The sequence below is a fragment of the Streptomyces sp. NPDC054975 genome (assembly GCF_053609105.1).
Window position 1 is genome coordinate 438,438 of record NZ_JBSGWV010000001.1, and the last position, 24,479, is coordinate 462,916.

The window sequence follows — 24,479 nt, forward strand, 5'->3', positions numbered from 1 at the left end:
ACGTGCGCGGCCCTGCGACGTGGTGCGGGTGGACGAGGATACGTCAGCCTGTTCGTACCAGCGTACGAACAGGCTCGGTGGGCTGCCACAGGCGGGCGACGGCGGCTTCGGCAAGGGCGTCGGTCGAGTCGATCAGCGGGAGGACGCGAGCGGCCGCCTCGCTGACCAGCGGGATCTCGGTGCAGGCGGCGATCGCCGCTTGGGCACCCTGTTCCTTGAGGCTCTCGGCGGCCGTGGCGATCCAGCGCTCGGGCTCGGCGGGGTCGGCGCCGCCCTTGACCGCGCGGATCGCCGCGTCGACGTACTCCTCCTGCAGGGAGGCGGACACCTGGACCACGGCGAGCCCGAGCCGGGCGCCGGCCCGCTCGTACAGCCCGGTCAGCCGCGTTCCGCGGGTCGCAAGGACGCCCACCCGCTCAAGCCCGGGCGTGCGGCGGGCCGCCGCCTCGAGCGCGGCCCTGATCATGTCGAGCACCTCGACGCCGGTCGCCCTGGACAGTTGCTCGACGTAGGCGTGCGCGGTGTTGCAGGGAACGGCGATGCAGCTCGCTCCCGCGCGCTGAAGCCACCGGGCGCCTTCCACGAGGGCGGGAACGGGCGAAGGCCCTTCACCGATCAGCGCCGCGGTCCGGTCCGGGACGGCGGGATCCGCCCACATGACGACGGGCAGATGCGCCTGGTCGGAGCCGGCCGGGGTGCGCTCGACGAGCCGGCGGTAGAAGTCGGCCGTGGCGAGGGGCCCCATCCCGCCGAGGATGCCGAGGACCGGGCGGGTGGTGTGACGCATGCCGGACTGCCTTTCGTCTCTTCCCGCCGTCGTCCTGCGGGGTCTCCCGTGATGGTGGTCCCGCGAGACGCCCGGGATGTTGGTCGCCCGCTCCAAAAGCTCCCGCCGCGATTGGTGCGGGCACACCGCGACGCCCCTCCCTCGCGACTCCATTCGGCCACGGAGACGAAACGCACAGCCCAGAGCTGTCACACAGACCGAACTCCTCGACCCGGCCGCCGGTTTCACTGACCACCGGCCCACTCTCCCGGCCAGCTGATCGTCAACTCGAAGGTCCACCATGCACACGTACGACCCTGCTCTCACCGACCTCGTCGTCGCCGCGCTGCGCGACCGCCTCCTGAACCGGCCCGCGCTCAACCACCCGGGAGAGGGGGACAAGCTCGACCGGGTCCTGGCGGGGCTGATCGGGCCGGAGGGCAACGATCCGGCGGAGGTGCTGCGGCTGTGGACCGAGCAACTGGCACCCACCGCGATCGCGGTCGACAGCCCCCGCTTCCTGTCCTTCGTCCCCGCCGCCCCGACGCAGGCCGCCGTCCTCTTCGACATGCTCGTCTCGTGCTCGTCGATCCAGGGCGTCTCCTGGCTCCTCGCCTCCGGCCCGATCGCCGCCGAGAACCAGGTCCTGCGCCTGCTCGCGGACCTCGCCGGAATGCCGGCCGACGCCGGCGGGTGCTTCGTCTCGGGCGGTTCGGCCGGGAACCTCTCCGCCCTGGTCACCGCGCGCGACACGGCCCGGCGCCGCCGGGGCCTCGGCCCGTACGACCGCGTCCGGTTCGCCGTGTCCGACCAGGCCCACTCCTCCATCGGCAACACCCTGCGGATCATCGGTGCCGAGCCCTTCGTGGTGCCGACAACGGACCACCGCCTGACCGGCCCTGCCCTCCGTGCCGCCCTCCGCGCCGACGCCGACCCGTCCGACGTCATCGGGGTGGCGGCCACCGCCGGCACGACCAACGCCGGAATCATCGACGACCTCGCCGGAATCGCCTCCGCGGCCCGGGAGTTCGACCTCTGGCTCCACGTCGACGGCGCGTACGGCGGCGCCGGCCTCCTCGCCCCGAGCGTCCGGCACCGCTACCGGGGCATCGAGCACGCCGACTCCCTGGTCATCGACCCCCACAAGTGGCTGTTCGCCCCCTTCGACTGCGCCGCTCTCCTCTACCGCGACCCGCGCCTGGCCAGGGCGGCCCACACCCAGGACGCCTCCTATCTCGACGCCCTGCACACCGACGACGACATCCACTGGAGCCCCAGCGACTACGCCCACCACCTGAGCCGCCGCGCTCGCGGCCTCCCCCTGTGGTTCTCCCTCGCCGTCCACGGCACCCGCGCCTACAGCGAGGCCATGGAGAAGGCCCTCACCTTGACCCGCGCCACCGCCGCGCTCATCCGCACCACCCCGTACCTCGAACTCATCCGCGAACCGGACCTGTCCGCCGTACTGTTCCGCCGCATCGGCTGGACCGCCGAGGACTACACGGAATGGTCCACCCGCTTGCTCGCCGGCCAGACCGCGTTCGTCGCACCGACCGGCTGGGAGGGCGAGACGGTCGCCCGGTTTGCTTTCCTGCACCCGGAGACCAGCATGCAGCTGGTCGAGGAGATCGTGGGCACCATGGCGTGAAGCCGGGTCGTTGGGTGCGGCGCCGGTCCCACCGGGCTCTCGAAAACGATCGAGGGGCCGCTTCAGATGCCTCTGAAGCGGCCCCTCGACCTGCGACTTCGAAAAGTCGGGACGACAGGATTTGAACCTGCGACCCCTTGACCCCCAGTCAAGTGCGCTACCAAGCTGCGCCACGTCCCGATGCCCGTGCCCCCGGTTTGTCCCCGGTGGCGGCGTGCAAGAGAACATTACCTCACTCCGTGCGACGGTGGGACGCACCCCCGGGCGCGTGGCCGGAGGCATTCGCGCAGGCCGGACGGCTCGGGGAGAGAATGGGGGCGTGGACAGGATGCCGAGGGACCGGGACACCGAGGGGCGGGCGCGTAGTGGGCGGCCCCGGGACGGGCTGGGGCGGCCGCTGCCGTACGGGGCCGAGGGCGTGCCGAGACAGCCCGAGGGGGTCGTACGCGCGCCGGCCGAGACCGTGCGGGAGGCGCAGCGGCTGCTCGACGCGGGGATGCCGTTCCACGCCCACGAGGTCTTCGAGGACGCCTGGAAGAGCGGGCCCGACGGGGAACGCGACCTGTGGCAGGGGCTCGCCCAGCTGGCGGTGGGGCTCACGCATGCCGCCCGGGGCAACGCGGCGGGGGGCGCACGGCTGCTGCGGCGCGGTGCCGCGCGGATCTCCGGGCAGAGCGACCCGTACGGAATCGACGTCGGCGGACTCGTCCGGTGGGCGCGTGCGTTGGCGGACCGGGCGGACGAGGTGACGGACGCGGCCGCCGAGGCGCCGCGCCTGCTCGGGGGGTGACGCGGGGCCCCGGGACGTGCGGGTCACCAGACGAGCGGCAGCTCCAGGGGTGACGCGGCGCCCCGGGACGTGCGGGTCACCAGACGAGCGGTAGCTCCAGGGGCGAGCGGTGGATCAGGGTCGGGCGCATCACGACCTTCCGGTCCTCGCGCAGCCGCAGTCCGGGGAAGTGGCGGGTGAACAGCTCCAGGGTGAGCCGGAGTTGGGTGCGGGCGAGCTGGGAGCCGGGGCAGCCGTGGGCACCGTGGCCGAAGCCGATGTGGCGGGTGGGACTGGCGGGCCGCGTGATGTCGAAGGTGTCGGCGTCCCGGTGGCGTGTCTCGTCACGGTTGGCGGAGCCGTACGCGACGAAGACGGTGGTGCCCGCGGGCAGTTCGGTGCCGGCCAGCTCGACGGGCCGGGTGGTCGTACGGCGGAATCCCTGGACGGCGGTGTCGTAGCGGATCGCTTCCTCCACCGCCCCGGGTATGAGGTCCGGCCGGGCGCAGAGCAGCTCCCACTGGTCGCGGTGGCGGAGGAGGTGGAGAACCGTCGTGCCGATGAGGGCTGTGGTGGTGAGGTGGCCGGCGATGAGGAAGTTCTGCAGGGTGGAGACGAGTTCGGCGCGCTGGTCCAGGGTGAGCTCCCGGGGGCCGGGAGCCGTGGGTGCGGGCGGGGCCAGGGCCGCGACCATCGCCGAGCAGAGGTCGTCGCGTGGGTGGGCGTACCGGTCGCGGGCGTAGCGGTCGAGGAGGTGGTGGAGGGCGACCACGTCCTCGGCGGCGGCGAGCTGTTCGTCCTCCGTCAGGGGGCGGAAGAGGAGTTGCTCCGCGCGGTGGCCGCCGTGCACGGCGGCGGGCACGTCCTCAGGTGACAGGCCGAGGAGCCGGCCGATCACGGCGCCGGGCAGCCGTCCCGCGTAGGACGCCATCAGTTCGGTGTGGCCGTCGGCGGCGAAGCCGTCGACGAGAGCGGCCGCCACCTCGGCGGCGTACGGCGTGAGGGCGGCGACCCGCGCGGTGGAGAGGCCCCGGTTGATCGGGGCGCGGTGGCGCCGGTGGGCGGCCCCGTCGGTGGAGACGACGGTCGGCCGGGGGGCGAAGCCGCGGGCGAGGACGCCGAAGGCGGCGGGCGACGGCATGACGTCGGGCCGTAAGGAATGGGCCGAGGAGAAGTCGTCGGGCCGCAGCAGCACCTCGCGGACGTCGGCGTCGCGGGCGACGAGCCAGGCGTCGAGTTCGGGGACGAAGGTCAGTCCGTCGGTCTGTCGCGCCCGGGCGTAGAGCGGGTACGGGTCGCGCTGCAACGCGTCGAGCAGCTCGTGCTCGCGGGGTGCGTACGTCGCCGAGTCCGGCGGCGGGGAGAGGCTCGGGTCTGGTGTGCTCGGGTCTGGTGTCAGGTCCGGCGTCTTGTCCGGCGTCATGTCCGTCTTCGGGTCCACGCGGCGCCTCCGGTCCGGGGAAGGTGCGGAACTCGGGCCGGTACGGCGTGTTGGCGGTGTGCGCCGGTTCGCGGCCGGGTGGCCCGCGCCCATGGTGACCCGCGGCACGTGCGGCTGGCTACGGCCTGGTGGCGTTCAGCGCGCGCTCCAGTACGGAGGTGTGGCTGACGGAGGGGTCCTTGGCGGCGGTGAGGAGGGTGACGCGGCCCTGGTCGGCGAGGCTCCGCAGCTGGTCGAGGGCCTCGGCGGCGGCGGGTTCGGCGAGCTCGTCCTCGTACCGTCGACAGAACTCCTCGTACGCGCCCTCGCTCTCGCCCTGCGCACCGTGGTACCAGCGGCGCAGTTCGGTGGAAGGGGTGAGGGCCTTGGGCCATTCGTCGACGTGGGCGTCGGCCTTGGCCAGGCCGCGCGGCCAGAGGCGGTCGACGAGGACGCGGACGCCGTCGTCGGAGGACGGGGGGTCGTAGACCCGTCGGACGCGGACGTCAGGGGTGGAGGACGGCATGGGTCCAGCGTGCCGGAGGCACCGGGCGCTCACATCTCGGCGACACGCCCCGCCGGCATCAGGGCGGGGAGCAGGACCGAGTCGACGAAGACACGCATGGTCGAGGCGTCGGCGAACCGCTCCTCGAAGAGCCGCTCGATGCGGAGCATGCCGAGGAAGCAGGGGGCCACGAAGCCGACGGCCGGGTTGTCCCCGTCGATCTCGCCGCGGTCGACGGCCCGGCGGAGCATCTCGTCGAGCGCCGCGACTTCGGGGCTGATGACGGTCTCGCGGAGCGCCGCGCGCAGATCGGGGTGCTGGATGTACGCCTGGCTGACGGCCTCCATGAGTTCGGCGTCGCGGTCGCGGCGGGTCGCGGCGACATGTGCGGCCTCGCGGAGGTCGCCGGCGAGGGTGCCGGTGTCGATGCCGGCGAAGAACGTGCATAGCTGCTTGGCGAGGGCGGCGGTGACGAGCTGGGGCTTGGTCCCCCACTGGCGGTAGAGCGTCGCCTTGCCGCACTTGGTGCGGGCCGCGACACCCTCCATGGTCACCGCGTCGTAGCCGCCCTCCCGGAGCAGGCAGAGCACGGCCTCGTACAGCTCGGTCTCCCGCTCGGGGGTGATCTTGCTGCGGCGGGCGGCGGCGGTCGCGGCCTGCGTGGACATGGCTTCCTCCCGGACAGCTCTCTGCACATACGAGAGTAGGGGGTGCACAATCGAGACGCAAACGTATCGAGACGCTTGCGTCTCGATGAATTCGGATCTACGCTTCCTCCGTTTGCTGCCGATTTGACTGATAAAGGGGCCGCGCCATGGCTGCCGGGATACGCGGGACACGAGGGACACGTCCCGCCGGACCGGAGCCGAGCGTCACCCCGAGACCGCCGCTGCTGCGTGAGCTGTTGCTCGTCACCGCGCTCTTCCTCGTCTACAAGTGCGGCCGGCTCTTCGCGAACGGCCACGAGCTGCGCGCCTTCCACAACGCCGACCGGATCTGGGACATCGAGCGGGCCTTCCACCTGCCCGGCGAGGGGTCGGTCCAGGCGCTCCTGATGCACGGCGACCAACTCGTCCGGGCCGCCAACATCTACTACGCGGCCGTGCACTTCCCGGCCACCGTCGCCTTCCTCGTCTGGCTCTACCGGCGCCGGCCCGCCCACTACCTCTGGTCCCGCCGGGTCCTCGCGCTGCTCACCGCCGCCGCGCTCGCGTTGCATCTGCTGATGCCGCTGGCGCCGCCCCGGATGCTGACGGCGGCGGGGCTCGTCGACACCGCGCGGGTGTACGGGCCGTCGGTGTACGGCGCGACGCCCGAGACGGACTCGATGGCGAACCAGTTCGCCGCGATGCCCTCGCTCCACTTCGGTTGGGCGCTGATGGTCGCGATCGGCCTGATCGCGGCGAGTCGCGCGCGGCTTCGGTGGCTGTGGCTGCTGCATCCGGCACTGACCCTGCTGGTCATCGTCGGCACGGCCAACCACTACTGGTTCGACGCGCTCGCGGCGGCAGCCCTGCTCGGCGTGGCGCTCGCGGTCGTACGGCCTCCGGGCGCCGATCCCGCCGCCCCGGGCGGCACACCTCGCGCCAGGGCGCCCCGCCCGGCGGAGGCGCTGCGATGAACGGCCTCGACGGCACCGTCCTCGCCGTGCTGCTCTCCCTGGTCTCCGCCGCCGGGTACGCCCTCGCGGCGGTCGCCCAGTCCCGGCTGGCGTCGGCCTCCGACGGCGGCCGAGGCGCGCTCCGCGCACTGCTCGCGCGCGGCCAGTGGTGGTGGGCGGTCGGCCTCAACGCGGCCGGCGCGCTCGCGCACGTGGCGGCGCTCCACCACGGCCCGCTGACTCTCGTTCAGCCGCTGGGCGCCCTCACGCTCGTGGCGGCGCTGCCGCTCGGCGCGTACTGCGCACGGCGCCGGGTGGCCCGCGCGGAGTGGCGCGGCGCGCTCTGGACCCTGGCCGGCCTCGTCGCCCTGACATCGGTCACCGGCCCGGCGAGCCCCGGCGACGCCCTGACCCTCCGCGAGGCCCTGATCGTGGCGGCGGCGACCGCCCTGCTGATCGCGGCCCTGACGTCGGGCGGCCGCCGCCGGTACGGACCGGGTCCTGGGCGGCCGCGCGGCAGGGGGCTCGGGCACGCCACGGCTTCCGGCGTTGCTTCCGGCGTGGGTTCCGCGCTGACGCAGACGCTCACCGCCGCGCTCGCGCGGGAGTTGCCGGGCGGGGTGCCCGCCTGGTGGCAGACCGCTCTCGTCGCCGTCCTGATCTCCGCCTTCGCCGTGGGCGGGCTGCTGCTCTCGCAGACCGCCTACCGGGGCGGCCTGGCCGCCCCGCTGGCCGTCGTCAACCTCTCCAACCCGGCCGCCGCCGCCGTCATCGGCGTGGCGCTGCTCGGCGAGACGTTCCGCGCGGGCGTATGGGGCTGGCTGGTCGCGGCCGCCGCCTCACTGGTGGCGGCACGCGGGGTGGTGCTCCTGACGGCCGGACCGGGAACGGCTCCCGTACCCCACGCGGGGCCCCCGGTCGCCGCCTCTCCGACTCGGTCACGGCTCGCCACCCTCGCACCCTCGACCCCGGTCGCCGACTCCGTACCCCCGCCCCGGACCCAGGTCGCCGCCTCGGAGCGCCCGGCCCCCTCTCCCCGTACCGGCGCGGGCGACACAACCCCCGCCCCCGCGGTCGCCGGCTGACCGGCGCCGCCCCCTTTTCGTACTGGATAGCTGAACTATCCTTGAAGGGAAGAGTAGAACTCCCCGTGATCGCGTCGAGACGACAGGAACGGTGAAACCCTTTTGCGCCTCTCCGAGTTGAGCGACCGCGGCGGCGTGTCCGTGGCCACCGTGAAGTACTACCTGCGCGAGGGGCTCCTCGCCCCCGGAAGGCCCGTCACGGCTCGGCAGTCGGAGTACGGCGAGGAGCACCTGCGCAGACTCCGCCTGGTCCGGGCGCTCCTCACGGTCGGCGGGATGACCATCCAGCAGGCACGGGACGTCCTGGCGGTCGCGGACGACCCCGCCTTCGGCCGCCACGAGCGCATCGGCATCGCCCAGTACATGCTGGGCCCGCAGATCTCCCCGCCCGACGGGTCCGATCCCGAACGCGCCCGCTGGGACGAGGTCTTCGCCGAGATGCGCGGGGTCCTCACCGAGCTGGGATGGCGGGTGTACGACGAGGCTCCCGCACTGGCAGCGCTGACCCGCGCGGTTCTGACGCTCCGCGCGCTGGGCTACCGGGGTGGCGCCGATGACATCCGGCGGTACGCCGAGGTGATGCACCCGATCGCCACCGAGGAGTACGCCGTGATGGAGGACTACCCGGTCCTGGAGGAGGCGATCGAGGCAGCCGTCGCGTACACGGTGCTGTACGAACCCATCATTCTGGCCCTGCGCCGCCTGGCGCACGAGGACGTCTCGGCCCACCTGTACAAGATCCCGCCGCCTCCGGAGCCCCCTATTTCGTCATCTTGACGAAAAGAGCGCGACCCCGATATCGTCAATGCGACGACAAGGGGGAGTTCCCATGGCCGACATCACTCGCCGCGCCGGCTGGCGCCACCTGCGGTCCGCACCGACCGCGCACATCCGCCACCACCGGCGCGGACGCCTCGTCCACGACGGCACGGGGCTCAGCTTCTGGTACCGCTCACTGTCCGCCGCGCTCTCCGAAGTCCCGGTGAACGACCGGGAACTGGCGATGGCGTTCCACGCCCGCACGGCCGACTTCCAGGACGTGAGCGTGCAGTCCACCGTCACGTACCGGATCGGTGAGCCCGACGCGGCCGCCACCCGCCTCGACTTCTCCATCGACCCGGACACCGGCGCCTGGCGCGGCGCCCCGCTGGAGCAGATCGCGACGCTGCTGACCGAGACGGCCCAGCAGCACGCGCTCGACGTGCTGGCCCGCACCCCGCTGGCGGCGGCACTCGTCGACGGGGTGGCGGCGGTACGGGACCGGATCGCGGACGGGCTCGCGGCCGAGCCGCGGCTGCCCGCCACCGGGATCGAGGTGGTGGCGGTACGGGTGGTGGCCATCCGCCCGGAGCCGGAGGTCGAACGGGCGCTGCGCACCCCGGCGCGCGAGCAGATCCAGCAGGAGGCCGACCGGGCCACGTACGAGCGCCGCGCCGTGGCGGTCGAACGCGAGCGGACCATCGCCGAGAACGAGCTCGCCAGCAAGATCGAACTCGCCCGGCAGGAGGAGCGGCTCGTCGACCAGCGCGGCACCAACGCGCGGCGCGAGGCGGAGGAGAGCGCCGCCGCCGACTCCGTACGCGCGGAGGCCGAGGCGGTACGGAAGGTCCGGCTCGCGCGGGCCGAGGCCGAGGCGGCGCGCGAGGTCGGCGAGGCACGGGCCGAGGCCCAGGCGGCGTGGCTCCGGGTGCACGGGGAGGTCGACGCGGGCACGCTGCACGCGCTGGCGGCGACCCGGGCGGCGGAGAACCTGCCGCGGATCGAGAGCGTGACGGTGTCCCCGGACGTTTTGACCGCGCTGCTCGGCAGGCTGGGCGGCGGCGGGACGGCGTCGTGAGCCTGGCACCGCGCGCGGTGCTCGTGCACCGCACGACGGAGTACGAGGAGTTGCTCGCGCGGCACGGTACGCACGGGCAGGCGGCGTTCTTCCTGTCCAGCCGGGGCCGGAGCATCGAGGACGTACGGCGGAGGCACGAGCGGAACCGGCGGGGGCTCGCGGAGGTGGCGGCGGCCGTGCCGCTGACATGGCGGCAGGCGCGGGTGGAGCGGGCGGATCTGGACCGGTTCCTCTTCGGCCCCGAGGACGTCGTGGTCGTCGTCGGGCAGGACGGTCTGGTGGCCAACGCCGCCAAGTACCTGTCCGGCCAGCCGGTCGTCGGCGTCGACACCGACCCCGGCCGGAACCCGGGCGTCCTCGTCCGGCACCGGGCGGCGGACGCGGGGGCGCTGCTGAGGTCGGTGGTCGCGTCGGCGGCACCGACCGGGGTGGACGAGCTCACGATGGTGGAGGCCGTGACGGACGACGCGCAGCGGCTGCTCGCCCTGAACGAGATCTACCTCGGCCCGCCGAGCCACCAGACCGCGCGCTACGCCCTCGCGGTCGAGGGCGGTTCGGAGCCGGCGCCGGAATCCCAGGCGTCCTCGGGCGTCCTGGTCGGTACGGGCACAGGCGCGACGGGCTGGCTGCGTTCCCTCTGGCTGGAGCGCTCCAGCTCGCTGACGCTCCCCGGCCCGACGGCCCGCCGCCTCGCCTGGTTCGTCCGCGAGGCCTGGCCCTCGCCGACGACGGGCACGACGCGCGTGGAGGGCGCCCTGACCCCGGGCACCTCCCTCCGCCTCACGGTGGAGTCGGACCGCCTGGTCGCCTTCGGCGACGGCATGGAATCGGACACCTTGAACCTGACGTGGGGCCAGACGATCCGCGTGGGCGTGGCCGACACGAGGTTGCGGCTGGTGGGGTGAGGGCCGAAGGCGAAGCTCCGCCTGGGCGGCGGTCAGGCCGGGGAGCGACCCCCGCTCAGGGTGGGGCCGGGCCGGGGGGCCGCTCAGGTGGGTATGACCGGAGGGGCGACGCGCCCGGGGCCGCTGCCTGGGGGCTGCGGCCGGAAACCGTCGCCGTGGGAATCGGGCCGTGCGGGCGTCGCTATGATCGGGGCGCTTTGACCGGTTTCTGAAACTCCCTCGGCCGTCGAAGGAACCTCATGACGCTCCCCTCCACCGGCCCCCTCCAGGTCTCCCCCGCGACGCTCCAGGACTGGGCCGTCGTCAGGCGATGGGCCGTCGCCGAGGGGTGGAACCCGGGAGTGGCGGACGCGGACGCCTTCTTCGCGCAGGACCCGGAGGGGTTCTTCCTCGGGCGGGTCGACGGGGAGCCCGTCTCGGCGATCTCGGTGGTCAACTACAGCGACCGGTACGCCTTCCTCGGCTTCTACCTCGTCCGCCCCGACCGGCGCGGCCTCGGCCACGGGCTCGCCACCTGGCGCGCCGCCCTCGCCCATGCCGGCGACCGGACCGTCGGGCTCGACGGGGTGCCCGACCAGCAGGACAACTACCGCCGCTCCGGCTTCTCCTCCGTCCACCGCACGGCACGGTACGTCGGCGAGCCTGCCGCCCCGCGCGGCGCCGCGACCGACCCGCACGTCGTCACTGGCGCCCCGCACTCCGCGACCGACCCGCACGTCGTCCCGGCCCACGCCGTCGACCCGGTCGCCCTCGCCGCGTACGACAGTGCCTGCCACCCCGCCGAGCGGCCCCGTTTCCTCGCCGCGTGGCTGGCCACCCCCGGCCACCGGGCCCTGGCCCGGGTCGTCGACGGGCGCCTGACGGGGTACGGCGTGGTGCGGCCGGCCGAGGACGAGGCGCGTGTGGGGCCGCTGTTCGCCGACACGCCGGCCGACGCGGCCGCCCTCCTCGACGCCCTCACCGCCGAGGCGCGGGCGTTCGGCTCGGAGCGGATCGCGATCGACATGCCGGAGGCCAATCCGGCGGCGGCCCGCCTCGCGCTCGACCGGGGCCTTGAGCCGACGTTCGAGACGGCTCGGATGTACACGGGGCCGGTCAGGCCGATCGCGCAGGAGCGCGTCTTCGGCGTCACGACCCTCGAACTGGGCTGACGCCGGCCTCCCCGGTCACCTCCTGAACCGGCCGAGGGAGTATCAGAAACCGGGCAAACCCCCCGAACGTAGCGGCGTCCGTCCCGATCGACACGGCCTCGCCCGTCCTTGGCCCGGCCCCACCCTCCCCCGGCCCCTCACCCGAAGTCGCCGGCCCTCCCCCACCCCCCTCGGGGGGTGACAAGGGTTTTCCCCGTATCGGGTTCATCTCGTCTTTCCCTACTGTCTGCCGCACCGGCAGATCCCCTCCCTCCGAGCCACCCGCCTGTCAGGTCCATGTGGAGCGGTAGGTAGTGTCTCCGCCGGTGGCGGCCTTGACCCGGGCCGTCGCGTCGCCGGTGGCGGCGCACGGGCCCCCCAAGCCCAAGGGAACGACGGACCGCGACCCCACTTCGCCCCGTGGCTCCCGCGCCGCCGCCACTGCTCCGCACCTACGTCGTGCTTGAAAGGGAACACCTTGAACAGTTCCAGGCGGAGAGTCATATCCGTCGTGGTCGCGAGCGCCGCGATCATCGGCGCCGCTGCCACGTCCACCGGGGCGTTCGCCGCCGCCCCGGCCGCTGTCACCCCGAAGCCGGCTCCGGCCGCACAGGCGATGACCGCGCTGCCCAGCGCCCCCGTCGAGAAGGTCATCGTCACCTACAAGGCCAAGACCGCCGAGGCCGGCTCCAACGCCGCCGCCAAGAGCGACGCGGCCGCCAAGGGCGCCGCGACCGGCGAGAGCCTCGCCTTCGAGCGCCGCCTCGCCGGCGGTGCCGCGCTGGTCGACCTGGGTGGCAGCGCCACCAAGCAGGACGTCACCGAGGTCATGGACGCGTTCCGCGCCGACCCGCAGGTCGCCTCGGTGGAGCCCGACATCCGCGCCTACGCGATGGCGGTCACCCCGAACGACACCGACTACGCCAAGCAGTGGGACCTCTTCGAGGCCACCGGCGGCATGAACGTCCCCACCGCCTGGGACAAGACGACCGGCTCCGGCGTCACCGTGGCCGTGATCGACACCGGCTACGCGGCCCACACCGACCTGGCGACCAACGTCGTCAACGGTTACGACTTCATCTCCGACTCCGCGGACGCCCGCGACGGCAACGGCCGTGACGCGAACGCCAAGGACGAGGGCGACTGGAACGCCACCGACAACGAGTGCGGGCTCGGCTCCAAGGCCTCCAACTCCTCCTGGCACGGCACCCACGTGGCCGGCACCATCGGCGCGGTCACCAACAACACCAAGGGCATCGCGGGCATCGCGTACAACGCGAAGATCCAGCCCGTGCGTGTGCTCGGCAAGTGCGGCGGTTCCTCCGCCGACATCGCCGACGCCATCACTTGGGCGTCCGGCGGCTCCGTGCCCGGCGTCGCCGCCAACGCGACCCCGGCGAAGGTCATCAACCTGAGCCTGGGCGGCGCCAGCTCCACCTGCCCGAGCGTCTACCAGACCGCGATCAACGGCGCCGTCCAGCGCGGTACCACCGTCGTCGTCGCCGCGGGCAACAGCAACGCCAACACCTCCGGCTTCACCCCGGCGAACTGCGCGAACGTCATCACCGTGGCGTCGACCAGCCGCGAGGGCAACCGTTCGTTCTACTCGAACTACGGCACCATCGTGGACGTGGCCGCCCCGGGCGGCGAGACCCGCCGCGGGACCGACACGCCGGGCACCGTCACCACCCCGCAGAACGGCATCTACTCCACGCTGAACGCGGGCACGACGACCCAGTCGGCTGAGAACTACGCGCCCTACCAGGGCACCTCGATGGCCGCGCCGCACATCGCCGGCCTGGCCGCGCTGCTCAAGTCGGCGAAGACGAGCCTCACCCCGGCCGAGATCGAGACCGCGATCAAGTCCAACGCCCGCCCGCTGCCCGGCACCTGCACCGGCGGCTGCGGAACCGGCATCGCCGACGCCACCAAGACCGTGAACGCCGTCACCACCACGACGCCGCCCACGGGCACCGTCTTCACCAACGCGACCGACGTCACCATCGCCGACAACACCACCGTGTCGTCCACGATCTCCGTCACCGGCCGCACCGGCAACGCCCCCGCCGCCCTCAAGGTCGGCGTGGACATCAAGCACACCTGGCGCGGGGACCTGGTCATCGACCTGATCGCCCCCGACGGCACGGTGCGCAACCTCAAGGCCTCCTCCGGCTCGGACAGCGCCGACAACGTCGTGACCACGTACACGGTCGACGCGTCGAGCGAGGTCGCCAACGGCGCCTGGAAGCTGCAGGTCCGCGATGTGGCCTCGGGTGACACCGGCTACATCGACTCGTGGAGCCTGACCTTCTGAGCCCCACCTGAACCACCCCCCACAACAGCATTATTGCTGGTCAGCGACGCGCTCGTGGTCTACACCACGGGCGCGTCCTGGCGTGGGGGCCGCGGCGCCCTGTCCGTATGCCGGACAAAGGGCCTGGACTGCGCCGGTACGCTCCGTATTCTCTGCCCAACGGGGCTCACGGGCCGGGCCCGAGTGCCGGAGGAGGGGGTGCGCAGGTGACGACGACGCCGGCGCCACATGTCTCCCTGCGCCCCACGGGCGTGGCCGGATCCTCCCCCTCGCCGGTGGGCCGCGAGGAGCTGCTCTCCCGGCTCGAACGCGTCCTGCACTCCCGGGGCCGGGCCTTCCTCACGGGAACGGCGGGCGTCGGCAAGACCGAGGTGGCGCTCGCGGAGGCGGCCCGGGCGGAGGCCCGCGGCGAAACGGTCCTCTGGCTCCCGACCCTGCCCGCCGACCGCGAGATACCGGGCGCCGCCGCGGCCGCCCTCGTCGCCTCGGCGGCGGCCACCGTGACCTGGCCGGCCACCGCGGAGACGACAGGCCCGACCCCCGCGAAGGCGGCGTCCGCCGCAGCGCCGCGTGCCGACCTGGCGTCCGGGGTGTTCGACGCGCTGCCCGGGCCCCAGCGGACCGCCGTCGCGATGCTCTGCCGGGAGGCGCCGCTGCACGACGGTGGCTGGGACCCGATCGCGCTGCGCCTCGGCCTCGCGCAGATCCTTAGGGCCCTCACCGCCCGCGGCCCCGCCCTGCTCGTCGTCGACGGGGTGCAGCACATCGACGCCGACAGCGCCGACCTGCTGCGCTTCGCCCTGCACCTGGCCCCGACCGCGCTGCGTGTCATCGCCGTCGAGACCCCCGAGGCGTACGGCTCCGACGACGGCCACGACACCCGGCTCTGGGTGCCGTCGGAGGCCGACATCCTGCTCGTGCCGCCCCTGCAGGCCGACGAGATCGCCGAACTCCTGATCCACCACCGCCTGCCGTCCCGGATGGCGGGCCGTATCCACAAGGCGAGTGGCGGCAACCCGCGCCTCGCGCTCGCCGTGGGCCGCTCGCTGGCCGACGCGCGCACCCCCGTCCACCACGCCGAGGCACTGACCCTGTCCGGGCGGGCCCGCGACCTGGCGCGCCAACTCCTCGGCGCCGCGCCGCCCGCCGTGCGGGAGACGCTGCTGCTCGCCGCCCTCGCGCTGCGTCCCACGGCGGCGCTGATACGGCGGGCCGGGCGGCCCAACGCGGAGGCGGACCTCGCGGTCGCCGAGCGGGCCGACCTCGTGTCGCTCGCCGAGGACGGCACGGTCGCGTTCACCGCCGGCCTGCTCCCCTCCACCCTGGTCCACGACGCCTGCTGGGCGGAGCGCAGCGCCGGGCACGCGGCGCTCGCCGAGGTCGTGGACGACTCGGTCGAGGCGGTACGGCACCGGGCCCTGGCCACCGACATCCCCGACGAGGCGCTGGCGGCCGAGGTCGCCGCGGCGGCCGACCTCGCCCGGCGGCGGGGCAACAGCGCGCTCGCCGCCGAACTGGCCCTGCTCGCCGCCGAGTCGACGCCCGTCCAGCACGCGGAGCAGCGGATCACGCGGCTCGTGGACGCGGCCGAGGAGGCCGCCCGGGCCGCACGGGCGGACCTCGCGATGCGCGCCGCGACCGACCTGCTGGCCCGCGACGCGGCCCCGTCGGACCGGGTACGGGCCCGGCTCGCCGTCCTGGACACGGCGGGTCAGGGGCTGACCGGTCTGGACGAGATGTATGTGCACGCCATGGAGGACTCCGAGGGCGACACCGCGCTGCGGGCGGGGGTGCTCCTGCGACTGGCCGTCAAGTACGTGCTGGCCGACGGCGATCCGCTGCGGTCACGGGCCGCCGCCGTCGAATCGGCCGCGCTGGCCGCCTCGGTGGGCGATCCCCGCACGGCGGCGCAGGCCCTGACCGTACAGGCGCGGATGGACCGGGCGCTCGGGGCCTTGGACGCGGAGTCGGTCCTGGCGCAGGCGCGGGGGCTGGAGATGGCCGAGCGTCCGCTCGGAATCCGTAACGCTGCCCAGATCCTGACGATTCGTCACGCCCTCTTCGACGACCGGCTCGCCGACGCCCGCGACCAGGTGAACGCCCTGCTGCCGCTGGTCCAGCGACGGGGTTCGGTGGAGGACACGATCGAGCTGTTCTCCACGCTCGCCGCGATCGAGGCCCGGATCGGGGCCTGTCCCGCGGCGCTCGTGCACGCGGGCCAGTCGCTCGCCCTGACCCTGGAGGCGGGTCTCTCCCCCGGTCCCGCCTGGTACACGCTGGCGCTCGCGGAGACCGCGGGCGGCAGCTTCGCCCGGGCCGCGAGCTACGCCCGGCGCAGCGTCCAGGCGTCGGAGGAGGAGGGCGACCGGGTCTTCCTCTCCCGCAGCCTCTACGCCCTGGGACGGGTGCAGCTGGTCAACGGGGACGTGGCCTCGGCCCTGGAGACCTTGCGCCGGGTGCAGGCGAACGAGCGGGCGCAGTCGACGGTCGACCCCTCGATGCTGCGCTGGCACGAGGAGCTGGCGGAGGCCCTGCTCGCCAACGACGCCGCGCAGGAGGCGGTGGACCTGCTCGCCGAGGTGCGTCCGGTGGCCGAGAGCCTGGGCCGTACGACCGTGCTCCTGGGTTGCGACCGGGCGTACGCCCTGTACCTCGCCGGGTGCGGGCGGACGGACGAGGCGGCGGAGCTGCTCACCGCCACGGCCGAGCGGTTCGCGGAGGCCGGGCTGCCCCTGGAGCACGGGCGGGCGCTGTTCTCGCTGGCCCGAGTGGAGCGCAGACGCAGACGCCGCTCGGCGGCGCAGAGCGCGCTGCAGGCGGCGGCCACGGTGTTCGAGCGGGCCGGGGCGGCACCCTGGCTCGACCTGACGCGTGAGACCCCCGCCGGGGAGGACTCCCAGCCGGCGCTCTCGTCGCTGACCGACGCGGAGCTGCGGCTGGCCCATCTGGTGGGGCAGGGCGCCAGCAACCAGGAGGCGGCGGCCAAGCTGTATCTGAGCGTGAAGACGGTCGAGGCGCGTCTCACCCGGATCTACCAGAAGCTGGACGTCCGCTCGCGGGCCCAGCTGGCGACGGCCCTGCGCGGCTGAAGCCTCTGGCGGGTGCGGGCCCTGGACGGGCTCGCACCGCTCACACGGTGAAGGGCCGCTGCCCGAGGAACTCGGACGACGGGTTGCCCGTCGTGTAGAAGTTCGGGCTCTGCGTGGCCGGCAGCCTGTTCTGGATGGAGCGGTGGAAGGAGCGGTGGTCGCCGCGGAAGGCGCCCCGGTCCCAGACCTCCAGGAGGGCTCCGGTGAAGGCGCCGTTCTTGTCGCCGTCCATGGAGAACTGGTTGTCCTGGCAACCCGAGATCAGGAGCGCGGTCGGCTCGGCCGCCTCCCCGTCCGGGGCGTCCTTCTCCAGGGAGCGCTGGAGCTCTTCGAAGAAGGCCTGGTCGCGCGCGTAGATCTCCTGCTGTCGGTAGACGGGCATCAGGCGGACGCCCGCCTCGGGCAGGGGCAGGCCGGGGATCTCGATGGCCGTGCCGCTGTGGCAGCAGTCGAGGAGTGCGAAGATCCTGACGCCGTCGGCGAAGCCCCGCAACTCGCGGTTCAGTTCGTCGTCGAGGAACTGGCGGTCGTAGAGCACGAGCGTCTCGTCGAGGGCGTCCGGCTCCTCGTCGTCGCCCGTCACGTCCGGCACCTGGCCTCCGTGGCCCGAATAGGTGAAGAGCAGGATGTCGCCGGGCTCGAGTCTCCCGGCGGCTTCGCGGAGCGCGGCGGTGACCTGGTCGACGGTGCAGTCGGGGGTCAGCAGGACGGTGTCGGAGAAGCCTGCGGCGCGGGCCAGGGCGGCCATGTCCCGTGCGTCGTTCTCGCAGGCCAGGAGGGCGCCGTCCCAGCCCTCGTAACGGCCGGGGTCGACCGTGTTCAGTCCGACGTGGACGGAGAGTCCGGCGGGCATGGGGTGCCTCCTTGGAAGGTGGGGAGGAATGCACCGGGGCGGCTGATCGAGTGGCCTCTGGGCCCGGTGCCGAGCGCGACCCTTCATGCGCGGTACTTACATCGTATGGAACCGACCGATCCCCCGCCTTCTCCGCCGCATCCGCGCGCGGGCGGCCAGCGCCATGACTCCTTCGCCGACCGCACCGGCTACGACGAGGACTTCCTGGGTCCGACCGTGCCGCTGCCGCTGCCCGTGCGCGCCGCGGTGGAGACGGTGATCCTGCCGTACACCCATTTCACCGTGGTCTTCCGCCCCGACCGGCGGCTCGCCGCCTCGACCGCCGTCTGCATCGAGGGCGGTCAGCTCGCCGAGGACGTACCCCGGGACGACGTCTGGGAGTTCGACCCGCGACTGCCCGAGGAGCAGCAGGCGGGCAACGACGTCTACCGCAACAACAGCCTGGACCGGGGCCATCTGGTGCGCCGGCTCGACCCGGTGTGGGGGACGGCGGCGGTCGCGAGCCGGGCCAACACCGACACCTTCCACTACACGAACGCGGCGCCGCAGTCGGACGTGTTCAACCAGGGCAAGCAGCTCTGGCAGGGTCTGGAGAACCATCTCCTGGACCACGCGGCCGAGTTCGACCGGCGTCTGACGGTGCTCACGGGCCCGGTGCTGCACGAGTCCGACCCGCCCTACCGGGGTATCCAGGTGCCGTTGCGTTTCTGGAAGGTGGCCGCGTTCATGCAGGACGGGGCGCTGGCCTCGACCGCGTACATCCTCGACCAGAGCCCCGATCTGACCCGTGAGGCGGAGCGGGCGCTCGCCGGGGCGAAGGCGGGCGCGCCGCCACCGCTCGGCCCGTTCCGGACGTTCCAGGTGCCTGTCTCGGACGTCGCGGAGCTCACCGAGCTGGAGTTCGGGCCGCTGCCGGACGTCGACCTGATGCCGCCGTTCCGGGCGCCGGAGGATCGCTGGCGGCGCCTCGAGTCGTTCGACGACATCGTCCTGCAGGGCTGAACCGGGAGCGGGCCGCCGCGCCTGTCGTTCGCGCCGTCGGCCCGTCCCGCGCCCGTTTGCCACCACCCGTGCCCGGTGAAACGATGACAGTCAAGGAAGACCGGGACCGCCGGGCAGGTGCGGTATGCCGCTCACCGAGACGGAATGGGGACTCGTCACCACTTGGGTGCGTGAGTACCTTCTCGACACCCCGGATCCCGCCACCCAGCTGCGGAGCGCCGGGCTCTCACCGGAATTCGTCGCGGATCTCGTGCTCACCCCGGACCGCGACGCGAACGCCCGCCTCGTGGTGCGTACGGCGCGCAGGGACATCGCCCATCAGCGGGCGCTGCTCTCCACCCTGACCGGGCTCGACGCGCTCACGGCGGCCGGGAACGCCGAGGCGCGCAACCTGCTCAGGCGGCTGCGTGAGGACGAGGACTTGCTGCGCTCGGCGCGCGACCCGTTCGGCACGCTGGTGCTCGCGAACGGCACCGAGGTGTTCATCGACCGGGCCGAGCTGCGCGAGAAGCTCCGGGGGTTCGTCGCCGATCCGGAGCAGACGGTGCTCGTGGTGGACGGCGAGCCGGACAGCGGGCGCTCGTACTCGTACCGGCTGATCCGCCATCTCGGGCAGCACTGCGGGTTCCGTCCGGTACGGATCACGCTGTCGCGGACCTCGACGGCGGCGCGTCTCGTGGAGCGGCTCACCGACGTCGTGGCGGGACCCGGAGCCGACCGGTCGCCGTTGAATCCCACACAGTTGAACGATCCACTGCCCTCGATCGACGACGCCGTGCACCGGATCGTGAGCTGGGCGACGGCCGCCGAGGAGCGCTTCTGGCTGGTGCTCGACGAGTGCGACAGGCTCGACCCGACCTCGGACGTCTGGGACTGCGTCGGCAAGCTCGCCCTCGCCGTCTACGAGCAGACACCGGTACGTGCGGACGCCGTCCCCCGGCTCGTCCTGCTGGGCTACTCCCCCACGATGCGTCAACTTCCGTACGACATAAGGAAGAACGAGTGCCGCGACACGGCGCGGGTGGTGACCGAGGACGATCTGCACGCGTTCTTCCGGGAGTTCTTCGCCCAAGAGGGGCCCTCGCCGGACCCCATGACGCGCGCGCGTCTGGTGGACGTGGCGGTCACCGGAGTGCTGCACGCTGTCGACAGGGCCGATTCCACGGACAGTTACATGCGCAGGGTCTGCACGGCGGTCGAGGACACGGTACGGCTCTCCCGCCTCCTCGCCCCTGGCGACGACGCCCCCGAGCAGCTCGAACTCGCCATGCGGAGCACGGCGGCCCAGCCGCCGCCGACCGCCCCCACGCTGCCGGAGCTGCGCAGGGCGTACCGGGAGGCCGCCTGCCTCCTCGACGAGTTCGACCCGGTCCGGCTGCGGCTGCCCGGCGAGAGCGTCGCCACCGGGCGCGCCTCGCTGGCCCTCGTCGACGACTGCATCGCGGTCGCCGCGCACCCCAGGCTGACCTGGGCCCTGAAGCCGGAGGTCCGGGAGGAGACGCTGAGCGCGTTCGCGGGGCCGGAGGCCGCCCGGCGCGCTCTGGAGGCGACCATCGGCATCGTCCCCACCGGCCCCGGCACCGAAGGCTCCGAGGGCGCGGAAGGCACCGCCGGCGCCACAGACGCCGAGCGTGCCGAAGGTGGCGAGGGTGCCGAGGGATCCGTGCCCGGCGGTCACGGGCGCGACGGTCCCGGCACCGAACGTGTCGCGCTTGCCCTGCTGTCCGGCGTCCCGGCCGACCTCGACGCACTGAGTGTCGAAGGGCTCTGCGACACCCTGCGGGCCGTGCTGTGGCTGCGCCGGATCCCCGGGGTGGCGGGCCTGCCGGACGTCGACGACCTTCAACACCGTCTGGAGCGGGCACGGTTGCTCGAACCGCTGGAGCGGCTGATCGAGGGCCCGGTCCACGGGCGGCAGCGCGAGATCGACGCCCTGCGCGCGTACATCGCGCTGCCCTCCGAACCGGCGGAGCCGCCCGTCCTCATCCACGGCATGGGCGGCATCGGCAAGAGCACCCTCATCGCCGCCTTCCTGGTCGAGAGCCTCCGCGACTCCCGCGCCGGATTCCCCTTCGCCTTCATCGACTTCGAGCGCCCGACGCTCTCCATCCACGAGCCGGCCACCGTGCTCGCCGAGATCGCCCGCCAGCTCGGCATCCAGTACCCCTCCCGCCGTACCGCGTTCGACGCCCTCGCCGACGAGTGCGAGGAGACCGCGGCCTCCCAGCGAGGCGAACGGAAGCAGATCGACGAGCTGGCCCAGCTGTCCGCAACCCGCGCGACCCTCAGCCGCGACTACTCGGCGGGGTTCCACTCGCGGGCCAGCGCCCGCGAGCAGGAACTCGCCGGACAGGTCGCCGAGTTGGTCGCCGAGGCGGTCGACACACCGGCGGGCGAGGACGCCCCGCCGCTGGTGATCGCCTTCGACTCCTTCGAGGAGGCGCAGTACCGGGGCTCCCCCGTGCTCGCGCGGATGTGGGCCATCTGGACGGCGCTGCGCGCCGCGTACCCCCGGCTGCGGTTCCTCGTCTCCGGGCGCGCCCCCATCGACCACCCGGCGAAGGTGCTCGCGCCGCGCACCATGGAGCTGGGCGAGCTGGACCCGCAGGCGTCCGTGGACCTGCTGATGTCCTGCGGGGTCGAGGACGAGGCGGTCGCCCGGGACCTCCTCGACCGGATCGGCGGTCACCCGCTCAGCCTCAAACTCGCGGCACGGACCACCGTCCTGCTGGGCGCCGGTTCCGCGTCGCTCGGCGACCTGCTGCGCAGCCTGCCCTCCCGGCGCCGGTACTTCCACCACCAGGTCGACCAGATGCTCATCCAGGGCACGCTGTACGACCGGATCCTCAAGCACATCGCGGACGACGCCGTCCGCGCCCTCGTGCAGGCGGGTCTGGCGCTGCGGGTGATCACCCCGGAGCTGGTGCAGGAGGTCCTCGCGGAACCGGCCGGTCTGGACATCGGTTCGGCGCAGGAGGCCCGTACGCTCTTCGGCCGGCTGGTCTCGCGGCTCGACCTGATGGAGTCGGCGGGTCCGCAGGCCGTACGGCACAGGGCCGATCTGCGCTCGATCATGCTGCGGCTCTCCGACAGCGCGCGGACGGACCTGATGCAGGCCGTCGGCCATCGCGCGATCGAGTTCTACGCCGCGCGCGACGGCTCCGCCGCGCGTGCCGAGGAGATCTACCACCGGCTGCGGCTGGGCCAGAACCCCCGTGCGGTGGAGCGGCGTTGGCAGCCCGGTGTGGCCCCCTACCTGACCGGCGCGGACCGCGACATGCCACCCCGTTCGGCCGCCTTCCTGCTGGGGAAGCTCGGCGGACACGTACCCGACCGGATCATGGCCGAGGCCGACCAGGAGGACTGGGAGCGGATCGCCGCGCGCGAGGTCGAGGACCTGCTGACCCAGGGGTACGTGGAGGCCGCCGTGGAGCGGCTTGCCGAGCGCCGGCCCTGGACGCCGTGCAGCAGGCTGCACGCGCTGCTGGTGGAGACCCTGGCACGGTCCGGGCGGGTCACGGAGGCGCGGGAGACCGCCGAGCGGGCCGTGGACCTGGCGGCCGAGGCGGGGTGTGCGAAGACCCGTCTGGAGCTGCTCCAGCTCTCCGCCCGGCTGGCCCAGGACGAGGGTGACCTCGACGACGCCGACCACGACCTCCAGGAGGCGGAGGACGTCGCCGCCGGGCTCGGCCTGGCGCACGAGTCGATGGGGGTCCTGGTGGCCCGCTCGCGCCTGGCGGCGCTCTCGGACGAGGGCTCGGCCGAGATGGACGGGCGCCTCGCCCGTACGCTGCGCGGCATGCCGGACGAGGAGCTGGCCCGGCAGCCCGCCCTGGCGCGGGCGGCGGCCGCCACGGCCTCCCGGGTGGATCCCGAACTTCTGGAGCACACCCTGCGTCTCGTGGGGCTGCCGGCGGACGACGAGGCGGTCGTCGACGCCCTCGCCCGCTGGATCGACACGGCGATGACCGACGAACCGCAGCTGCGCGAACCCCTGACCCGGATCCTGCAATCGGCCGCCGGCGCACCCCCGGCGACGACTCCCGCCTCGGGGGCCACTCCCGTCCTGGGGACCGCGACGTCCGCGGCGACGAGGACGTCGACGGGCGGCCATGCGGTACCGCACACGGCGGCCCGGATGACACGGGCGGAGGTGGAGCGGGCGCTGCGCGAGGCACACGGGCGCGGGACGCTGGACAGCGTCGCCTGGCGCGCGCTCATGCTCCGCGACCGCAGCGGTGACCTGGTCGAGGGGGTCGCCGCCGCCATGGACGCGGGCACCCCGGCGCGCGGCCCCGCCACGCAGCCCATGACCGGCGGGGACGGCAGGGGCATGTGGTCGCAGCCGCCGCCCGACGCGGCCGAGGGCGCGGTCCGCGGCGTGCCGTACCTCTCCGCCGAGGAGCTCGTACGGGTCCGTAACGCGGCCCTGGACGCGGGGCTCGCCGAGAGCGGTGTGCGGCAGCTGCTGTTCGCGGGCACGACCGCGCACTTCCGGGCCAGCCTGCCGACGATGGACACCCCGCTGCGCCAGATGCACTCCGACCTGGACGTGATGAACCAGGTGGAGCGGTTGATCGACGGCACGGTTCCGCTGGAGGTCTGGCTGCACAACGCGATCGCCCAGACCGTCGACGCGGCTCCGCTCACGGTGCTCCAGCGCGCCTTGGACGACGTCGCCCGGGACGCCGCCGGGGAGCCGGACATGCCCGCCGGGCCGCTGCCCGCCGAGACCAAGGAGGAGATCATCTTCCGGGACGACACCGTGCCGTTCGAGTTCCTGCACGGTGGCGTCCTCGCGGGCGCCTCGGTGGCCCGGCTGAAGGTCCCGCCGTTCGAGTCGGGCCGACCGCTCCAGCCCGCCTATCCGCACGCGGGCACCGGCTGGCTCATCGCCCCGGGGCTGATGATCACCAACCACCATGTGGTGAACGCCCGTACGCGCTCGCCCGGTGTACGGCTCCGGGTCGCCGACGACGACCTCCAGCTCCAGGTGCGCCACTCCCGCTCGCGGTTCGACTACGGCGCCGACGAGGCGGAGACGGTGGAGGCCACGGCGGGCGCCCTCGTCGCCTGGGACGAGGCCCTCGACTTCGCGCTGATGCGGCTCTCGCCCGGGCTGCCGCCACGCCCGGTGCTCCGGGTGGCGACCGCGCCGCTGCTCCTGTCCGGGTCCGAACCAGTGGCGGTGAACATCATCCAGCACCCCGGCGGGCAGCCCAAGCGGGTGGCCCTGCGCAACAACCTCGTCTTCGAGGCGGACGAGCGGGACCTGCGGTACTTCACCGACACCCGCAGCGGCTCGTCCGGGTCGCCGGTCTTCACGGACGACTGGACCGTGGTGGCGCTCCATCGCGGCACCCGCCGGGTCGAGGAGGTCCACTACCAGGGCAGGACGACGGCGTTCGTGAACGTCGGCACGCAAGTGAGCCGAATTCTCGCCCATCTGCGGGAGAAGGCACCGGAGTTGTACGAGGAGATCACGGCCGCGCAGTCGTCGCCGGTTCCGGAGACCCACATGTGGGCCGCGTGAACGGTGGCCCGAACGCGTGCGGA

At 73.5% G+C, this 24,479-nt stretch carries 17 protein-coding genes and 1 tRNA gene; 12 read left to right on the forward strand and 6 right to left on the reverse strand.

Going from position 1 to position 24,479, the window contains the following annotated elements; all coding sequences use genetic code 11:
• Positions 1-43 precede the first annotated feature (43 nt).
• Complete coding sequence (locus ACWF79_RS02025) at positions 44-787, reverse strand: aspartate/glutamate racemase family protein (protein WP_453726100.1); 744 nt, start codon at positions 785-787, stop codon at positions 44-46.
• A gap of 280 nt (positions 788-1,067) precedes the next feature.
• On the opposite strand from ACWF79_RS02025, the gene ACWF79_RS02030 reads away from it, so the two are divergent.
• Positions 1,068-2,414: a pyridoxal phosphate-dependent decarboxylase family protein gene (locus ACWF79_RS02030; RefSeq protein ID WP_453726101.1), complete on the forward strand. Its 1,347-nt coding sequence runs from the start codon at positions 1,068-1,070 to the stop codon at positions 2,412-2,414.
• A 106-nt stretch (positions 2,415-2,520) separates the two neighbouring features.
• Here ACWF79_RS02030 and ACWF79_RS02035 read toward each other — a convergent pair.
• Positions 2,521-2,594: transfer RNA gene (locus tag ACWF79_RS02035), tRNA-Pro, on the reverse strand.
• A 148-nt stretch (positions 2,595-2,742) separates the two neighbouring features.
• Between ACWF79_RS02035 and ACWF79_RS02040 the strand changes: the two genes are divergently transcribed.
• Positions 2,743-3,204, forward strand: a complete 462-nt coding sequence (locus ACWF79_RS02040) for a DUF309 domain-containing protein (protein ID WP_453726169.1) — start codon at positions 2,743-2,745, stop codon at positions 3,202-3,204.
• Between the two features lie 76 nt (positions 3,205-3,280).
• On the opposite strand, the gene ACWF79_RS02045 is transcribed toward ACWF79_RS02040, so the two are convergent.
• The 3 genes from ACWF79_RS02045 to ACWF79_RS02055 form a co-directional block, all read right to left on the reverse strand.
• A complete protein-coding gene (locus ACWF79_RS02045; protein WP_453726102.1) occupies positions 3,281-4,624 on the reverse strand; it encodes a cytochrome P450 in 1,344 nt (447 codons plus the stop codon).
• A 118-nt stretch (positions 4,625-4,742) separates the two neighbouring features.
• A complete protein-coding gene (locus ACWF79_RS02050; protein WP_453726103.1) occupies positions 4,743-5,129 on the reverse strand; it encodes a DUF488 domain-containing protein in 387 nt (128 codons plus the stop codon).
• Positions 5,130-5,158: 29 nt separating this feature from the next.
• Positions 5,159-5,776, reverse strand: a complete 618-nt coding sequence (locus tag ACWF79_RS02055; protein ID WP_453726104.1) for a TetR/AcrR family transcriptional regulator — start codon at positions 5,774-5,776, stop codon at positions 5,159-5,161.
• 146 nt (positions 5,777-5,922) lie between these two features.
• Here ACWF79_RS02055 and ACWF79_RS02060 point away from each other — a divergent pair, with 146 nt between their 5' ends.
• From ACWF79_RS02060 to ACWF79_RS02095, 8 genes are all read left to right on the forward strand, one after another.
• Positions 5,923-6,729, forward strand: coding sequence for a phosphatase PAP2 family protein (locus ACWF79_RS02060; protein ID WP_453726105.1), 807 nt, complete (start codon positions 5,923-5,925; stop codon positions 6,727-6,729).
• On the forward strand, positions 6,726-7,793 hold the full coding sequence (locus tag ACWF79_RS02065) for a DMT family transporter (protein WP_453726106.1): 1,068 nt from the start codon (positions 6,726-6,728) through the stop codon (positions 7,791-7,793). The genes ACWF79_RS02060 and ACWF79_RS02065 overlap by 4 nt, the downstream gene beginning before the upstream one ends.
• Before the next feature lie 117 nt (positions 7,794-7,910).
• Entirely contained in the window at positions 7,911-8,570 is a 660-nt protein-coding gene (locus ACWF79_RS02070) for a MerR family transcriptional regulator (RefSeq protein ID WP_453726107.1), read from the forward strand.
• Between the two features lie 52 nt (positions 8,571-8,622).
• Positions 8,623-9,630, forward strand: a complete 1,008-nt coding sequence (locus tag ACWF79_RS02075; RefSeq protein WP_453726108.1) for an SPFH domain-containing protein — start codon at positions 8,623-8,625, stop codon at positions 9,628-9,630.
• The gene (locus tag ACWF79_RS02080) at positions 9,627-10,535 is read left to right on the forward strand and encodes a hypothetical protein (RefSeq protein WP_453726109.1); all 909 of its coding nucleotides are present in this window, start codon (positions 9,627-9,629) and stop codon (positions 10,533-10,535) included. The genes ACWF79_RS02075 and ACWF79_RS02080 overlap by 4 nt, the downstream gene beginning before the upstream one ends.
• 239 nt (positions 10,536-10,774) lie before the next feature.
• Positions 10,775-11,686 (forward strand): GNAT family N-acetyltransferase, encoded by a 912-nt coding sequence (locus ACWF79_RS02085; RefSeq protein ID WP_453726110.1) that lies wholly within the window; start codon positions 10,775-10,777, stop codon positions 11,684-11,686.
• A 595-nt stretch (positions 11,687-12,281) separates the two neighbouring features.
• Positions 12,282-13,979 (forward strand): S8 family peptidase, encoded by a 1,698-nt coding sequence (locus ACWF79_RS02090; protein ID WP_453726170.1) that lies wholly within the window; start codon positions 12,282-12,284, stop codon positions 13,977-13,979.
• 251 nt (positions 13,980-14,230) lie between these two features.
• Positions 14,231-17,068: an AAA family ATPase gene (locus ACWF79_RS02095; RefSeq protein ID WP_453726171.1), complete on the forward strand. Its 2,838-nt coding sequence runs from the start codon at positions 14,231-14,233 to the stop codon at positions 17,066-17,068.
• Between the two features lie 40 nt (positions 17,069-17,108).
• On the opposite strand, the gene ACWF79_RS02100 is transcribed toward ACWF79_RS02095, so the two are convergent.
• The gene (locus tag ACWF79_RS02100; protein WP_453726111.1) at positions 17,109-17,921 is read right to left on the reverse strand and encodes a caspase family protein; all 813 of its coding nucleotides are present in this window, start codon (positions 17,919-17,921) and stop codon (positions 17,109-17,111) included.
• A 105-nt stretch (positions 17,922-18,026) separates the two neighbouring features.
• Here ACWF79_RS02100 and ACWF79_RS02105 point away from each other — a divergent pair, with 105 nt between their 5' ends.
• Positions 18,027-18,923 (forward strand): DNA/RNA non-specific endonuclease, encoded by an 897-nt coding sequence (locus ACWF79_RS02105; protein WP_453726112.1) that lies wholly within the window; start codon positions 18,027-18,029, stop codon positions 18,921-18,923.
• A gap of 124 nt (positions 18,924-19,047) precedes the next feature.
• Complete coding sequence (locus tag ACWF79_RS02110; RefSeq protein ID WP_453726113.1) at positions 19,048-24,456, forward strand: trypsin-like peptidase domain-containing protein; 5,409 nt, start codon at positions 19,048-19,050, stop codon at positions 24,454-24,456.
• Positions 24,457-24,479 lie beyond the last annotated feature (23 nt).